Source organism: Desulfovibrio psychrotolerans, from assembly GCF_013340305.1.
Taxonomy (GTDB): Bacteria; Desulfobacterota; Desulfovibrionia; order Desulfovibrionales; family Desulfovibrionaceae; genus Halodesulfovibrio; species Halodesulfovibrio psychrotolerans.
Genome location: NZ_BLVP01000022.1, coordinates 1 through 5571 on the forward strand (window position 1 = coordinate 1; position 5571 = coordinate 5571).

Below are 5571 nucleotides of genomic sequence, written 5' to 3' on the forward strand. Positions count from 1 at the left end.
CACCACAGCGGCATTGCGATGATAGGTAGATTCATAGTCACTGCCCGAGCCGCTGAGCGAGGCATAGGCATTTGCCCCCGCGCCCACACCGTTTGCCCCCACATTGGCCTTTATCCCCCCACCCGCAGATGCGGACACGCTATCTGTGCTGTAGCGCATGCCCCCGGTGGCAGATTCTATGGTCAGGTCACGCCCGGCTTCCAGTGCTACGTCATTGCCCGCATACACCTGCGCACCCTGAATGGTGATATCCTCATCCGCCTTCAGGGCTACATTGTTACCGGCATATACGGTCGAGGTAACAGGCGTTTCTGTCTCCGTATGCTCCCTTGTCTGGGTAACGGAAAGACCGCCGGTAAGAGAGGCGCTGGCAGAGGTGCTCAAGGCTCCCTGCACGGCGGATACAGCACGTATGGCAGAACTGACCGCCGTAATTCCTTTTGCCGCCGCGCTCCCCTTACCCGCCTGCATGGAAGAAGGCAGATCTGCCAGCTGGCGAACAGTGGAACTTACACTTTGCTTGGCAGCCAGCTTTAGCGGCCCTTCTCTCGTTAGCGACTACCTACCGAAGGCAGGTGGGGTGTGGCTTTACGGGTTATTCCAAATCAATTCGAGCCTAGTCCCCTATCGTCATAAACCCTCTCAAACAACCCATGAAATGGACCATCTGGCCAGACCAGCCGCCAAACCTCACCAGTCTCGATATGCCTATACCATTTTTCTTCAAAGGCAGTTGCGTCCATATACGGCGAGGTTACTGAAGTTCCCTCGGCTAAGCCTTCCTGAACTTGGTCGGCTATCCATGCCACAAACCGATTGAACTCACTGAGGCTTGCAAAATCGTCAATTGACTCCCAAGGACACTGCTTCATTTGGTTACCCATGATGTATCAACCTCGGGTATGAACACTTGATTCCCACCACCGACTAATCCACCCTGCGGGGCGGCTGCACCTTCATAAATCTTCACACCGGCCGGAACTTCAATCTTGGTGACGTTTGTTGCTGTATTTCCCCAAGCGGGATTTAGGGCACTATCGATCGTGGATTGCACTGGCCCAGCGGGAGGGGTTCTAGTCCAATATGGTCCGATTTCTTTCGCTGAACCGCCCCAAACTCGATAGAGCGTCGTTGTCTCGGTGGTTGTCAACTCCGTATATGACGCCCCACGGAATGTACTCGCAACCTTTTCTCCCAACGGGCCTGGCCCAGTAAGCGGATTCCAACTCACTCCCCCCTTTGCGACAGCTGCTCTTCCGGCCTCACTTGCTGCCGTAAGCGCTCTTGGCCCTTTCACCTTGCTGACAACGCTAGCCAGCTTGGAGCCTTGGCTTACAACCACCTTACCTGCAGCGGCAAGCCCCTGAATGGACGCAGCCACATCAAAGAACAGCTTTCCTAATTCGTACTGCGCTTCGTCGTACCGACCCTGCCGCTCAAGCTGCTGTATCTCATCACATTTTTTAGCATATGCCTTCCCAGCAAGCTTGACGCTTTCAAGCGGGGAAGAAGCCAACTCAGCAATAGCCGAGCCAACATCCAGTGTCATGGCGACGATACGTTCCCGGCTTTCCGGAAACGCGACACCGCCTGTCGCCATGCTCACCGTGTACTTGCATAAGTCATCAACAAGACGAAGGGTTGCCCCTGTGCACTCGCCTGCACTGTTCGCTATTCCGAGCAAGCGCGCCATGGCTGCTCGCGCTTGCGAAACGACGATTTGAAATCCATCTCCTGCGGCAACCAGTATTGCTACATCCGGATCCATCTGCAAAGCAGTGAGCATCCTCTGCGCCACTTCGTCAGGAACATTCTCAAGCGTGCCGTACTGCTGCTCCAGTGCAGCAAGTTCAGAAATAACCTTGGCCTCGTAAGGGTTTGCGGCACTGATTTGCTCAGCCAGCCCCTCCTCCGTAACGCCCTGAGCCTTCAAAGACTCCATCAACTCGGCCTGAGCTTCAAGGCTCTTTGCGATTGGTCCATCGGGCAGAGCTTTTTTGACAATCTCAGCGATTTTCCTCAAATCGCTCCGTATCCCCTCAAACCCGCTGGCAATTTCCTTAATTGCAGCCGGGTCGATATACACAGAAACAACCGTCTCGGAATCCTTGGTGATCTCCTGCGCACGGGCAAGGTCGCGGTTCAGCCCTTCAAGTCCTGCGTTGGGGTCAGAGCGGATGATGATGGTGCCTTCACCAATGGTGGCGCGGTTGATCTGGCGGCGGTCTTTGGGGAAAGTGATATTTAAAAATAAATAAAAGACGATCGTGGCGATCGATATTCATACGTTAAAGCGCTCGCTGATAATTGCATGCTACTACACTGCACAATTATAATTCACGTTCATATTTATCGATCAATTTTTCAATATCCTCATCAAGATCAAGCCACCAATTGGGCTTACTCACTCTTTCTGGAATAGAATCTGTCCTAATATCAAAATTTTCGCCACACTCTTTTTCTATTATCTGGTAATATACATCCCTCACTGACCTTGGAAGCTTCTCTCCACACCACGGACAATACAAAATGCCTTGCCTTGCATTAGTTCCCCTGAGCTTTATGTAGTATTCACGAAAAATTTCGTCATATGATAAATTAATTCTGACATCTTTCACAAACATATCCATCAAACTACAACAAACCTTTGAATTGCCCATAACTATTTACCCCTTGTTCTATTAGGCACAGCTGGCTTTGTCATTTTACCAGACCGGACTTTCGGCCGGAGCGAGCTTCTGCGGACGCCCCTCACTCATCAGCGGAGAACCATCCAAAACCCCGCCCTGATCCGGCGTAACATGCGCTGTGCCAGAGCCGCCACCCTGATCGGGGGTTACCAGCGGGCCAGAGCCAACGCCTCCCGCACCAGCAGCATAGCCCCCGGTGCTCGTGCCGGTAAGTGTCGGCTGCGTGTTGTCATGGTTTGGGGTTTGCGGCACGCTATGGCCTTCCGCAAATCATGGGGCCAGGAGATATTGCCTGAACAAGACAACACTCTTTCAGGCGCATGCGGTAGAAGCAACCTTGGCTTCCACGTACCCTTAGGCCTAATTAGCGGAGATACTTGCGGCGCGGATGTGCTGCAAAAAAAATGAAAAGCCACCTAAAGACGGACACTTTTTCATCACACAGAAACAAATCAGCGATAGTGTTTATGCTGCATCGCCGAACATAATTCGTCACACATAACATTCTTCAACAAATCAACATAAATATAGCTGCTATGAAATTGCTGAATTCATTGTTTTCAGCATAAGACATCTACCTTTTATACCTTCTGATGCATTATGATATTTTTCTAATAACTCTGTAATTATTTCTTTTCTATTTTTCCACCATGCGGACGAGCGCATCTCTATTGGTAATAATTCGCAATCTACGTCAACATCATCACCGTATTTTTCCCAAATCAAACCAAAATATACGTCTCTGAGAGACGCAGGCAGCTTTACACCACACCATGGACAATAAAATATACATTGTACCGCAGCACATTCATCAATGATCACATAATACTCTCTAAGCACTTCATCATAGTGTATGTTTATACTATCATCTTGCAAAAAAGAGTCCATCCATTCACAACAGTGTTGGTTCATAACTTACTTCTTTATTTCACGTCCTACAACGTCACGTTTATACATCTTTCCAGAAACAGGATCCATTGACCCTAAATGCGCCCCTCGACTATTGTAGACCTCAATATCCCCATGAGTATAGTCCCATTGGCGGGACATGCTTACGCTCCCATGGCAACTATGATCGAAGGGAAGCAACTCTGGACGGAATACGTTTCAAAGCTGAACTAATCTGACAATTCTGGCCCGTCAAAAGGGACGACTGTCAGATCAAGCATGAACCACTACAGCTAAAGTGCTTCTTCTAAATCATTCACATAGGCCTTCACATAGTCAATCCACTCCGGTTCGGAAAGATCATTTCGACACTTCCTTTCAACATTGTAAATATTAATGTCTTTCAGTAAGATATATCCTCTCCCAGACTCGTAACTCACTTTTGCAAGTCTTCCCAAGTCACAATAAATACACCAACACATGAGCCCAAACCATTCGTCGAACTCTCCTTGATCTGCTGCCTCGATTGCATCCCACACAGTCCGAAGGGTGGGACAAACGAGATCACCAGCTGGATTTTTATAGCAATCGCTGACATCAATACGTTCTGGCCAACACTTTGCAACGTGTTCATACAATATTGAAAATTTCAAACTCCCTCCAGCTACTTATCAACTTTTATAACCTTACCATCTGCTCCAACAGTTATCTTCCGCGAAGGTTCAGCTGGCTTTCCTTTTATCAAACCAATCTTCCATTCTCCATTCTTATCAGTATGATCAGTATGACTTTTTGAATATATTGCTCCAGTTTTTTTATGCTTCCACAACCCCTTTGGAAGACGAATGAAACGATCTTGAAACTCCGGTGATGGTACCTCAATATACTCGCCCGGTTTTGCCGTCAGCGGATTCCGCTTGATCTCATTCATCAGGGGGGAATAATCAATCTCCCCACTCTGATCCGGCGTAACATGCGGTCCGTTCAGCTTGGAAAGCTCACCACTTTGGTCAGGGAACACCTCTGGCTTGTTGATATCATTATTGTCTACGACATCAAAGCCGCCAGGGGTAAGCGGTGGCACAGCAGGGGGGATATTGACAAGCAGACTGCTGTCAGGAAGGCTGACTCCTTCCCCAAACCCCGGAACCCTAATGAATTCACCAGAATCTGCTATAGCATAGGGGCGATTCAGCGCTTCATAGCTGATGGTGCCGTCAGAATTCAGCCTGTAGTAGAAACCCTTATCGCTTCTGCCATATGCGAGTTGGCCGGCTTCGTCCCTGCGTAAATCTTCAAAAACCATGTCTATGAAAACGCCGTCGCCAACCGGGACCCGGACAATCGCTTGGTTAGTTAACTCTTTGTAGCCGGGTATATATTTAATAGCAGACTCATTCGCGCCACTCCCTTTCAATGTGGCCTGCAGGCAAGAGGCTAACTGAGATGAATAGCTCGCGTCTGACGAGACAGTAAGAGCGCCTACTATAAGGGCAGTTGCCAACAGAATGGCGGCATCGTCTACCCCAGCCGCTGCATTCTGAATTCCAGGAAGCACAACATACGAAGTCCCACCAACCGTCACAATTTCAAGGCCATTTTTATTGAAGGAATCAGCCCAGTTCATGAACCGCTGAACACCTTCAGTGAGCTTGATCATTGCCCCAAGATGATCAAGCCCGCTGCTTCGTAATTGCGCATATTCATTTTCTAAAGATTCAGTTATTCCTTCAACATATTGCACCTTCTGCTCAAGCGACAGATTCTTGGAAAGGTCCATTGATTGTAGTGCCAGCGCAAGAGTATTCTGAAATATTTTGAGATCTTCCTTCCCCAAGGTTGGTGATGCCTGAAGCTTCTTGATCGCCTTACTTAGTGCGGCTCCAATCTTAGCTGAGTCTTCGCGTATCCCCTCAAACCCGCTTGCAATTTCCTTAATTGCAGCCGGGTCGATATACACAGAAACAACCGTCTCGGAATCCTTGGTAATCTC

At 48.9% G+C, this 5571-nt stretch carries 7 protein-coding genes; all 7 read right to left on the bottom strand.

The features are described from left to right. Nucleotides 1–384: hemagglutinin repeat-containing protein (locus tag HUV26_RS13475; protein WP_174410664.1), on the bottom strand; the 384-nt coding region annotated here is incomplete at its 3' end. A 484-nt stretch (nt 385–868) separates the two neighbouring features. After that, nucleotides 869–2086: a hypothetical protein gene (locus HUV26_RS13480; RefSeq protein WP_174410665.1), complete on the bottom strand. Its 1218-nt coding sequence runs from the start codon at nt 2084–2086 to the stop codon at nt 869–871. A 244-nt stretch (nt 2087–2330) separates the two neighbouring features. Continuing rightward, a complete protein-coding gene (locus tag HUV26_RS13485) occupies nt 2331–2618 on the bottom strand; it encodes a DUF6980 family protein (RefSeq protein WP_174410666.1) in 288 nt (95 codons plus the stop codon). A 606-nt stretch (nt 2619–3224) separates the two neighbouring features. Next, the gene (locus HUV26_RS13490; RefSeq protein ID WP_174410667.1) at nt 3225–3602 is read right to left on the bottom strand and encodes a DUF6980 family protein; all 378 of its coding nucleotides are present in this window, start codon (nt 3600–3602) and stop codon (nt 3225–3227) included. Nucleotides 3603–3605: 3 nt separating this feature from the next. Beyond that, entirely contained in the window at nt 3606–3740 is a 135-nt protein-coding gene (locus HUV26_RS17010) for a colicin E3/pyocin S6 family cytotoxin (protein WP_174410668.1), read from the bottom strand. 131 nt (nt 3741–3871) lie between these two features. After that, complete coding sequence (locus HUV26_RS13500; RefSeq protein WP_174410669.1) at nt 3872–4231, bottom strand: hypothetical protein; 360 nt, start codon at nt 4229–4231, stop codon at nt 3872–3874. An 11-nt stretch (nt 4232–4242) separates the two neighbouring features. Further along, on the bottom strand, nt 4243–5571 hold a 1329-nt coding region (locus HUV26_RS13505), incomplete at its 5' end, for a hypothetical protein (RefSeq protein WP_174410670.1).

What these genes read in the sequence shown, in the direction of transcription:
- HUV26_RS13490 (WP_174410667.1), bottom strand. Translation starts at nt 3,602, where the DNA reads ATGAACCAACACTGTTGTGAATGGATGGACTCTTTTTTGCAAGATGAT.
- HUV26_RS17010 (WP_174410668.1), bottom strand. Translation starts at nt 3,740, where the DNA reads ATGTCCCGCCAATGGGACTATACTCATGGGGATATTGAGGTCTACAAT.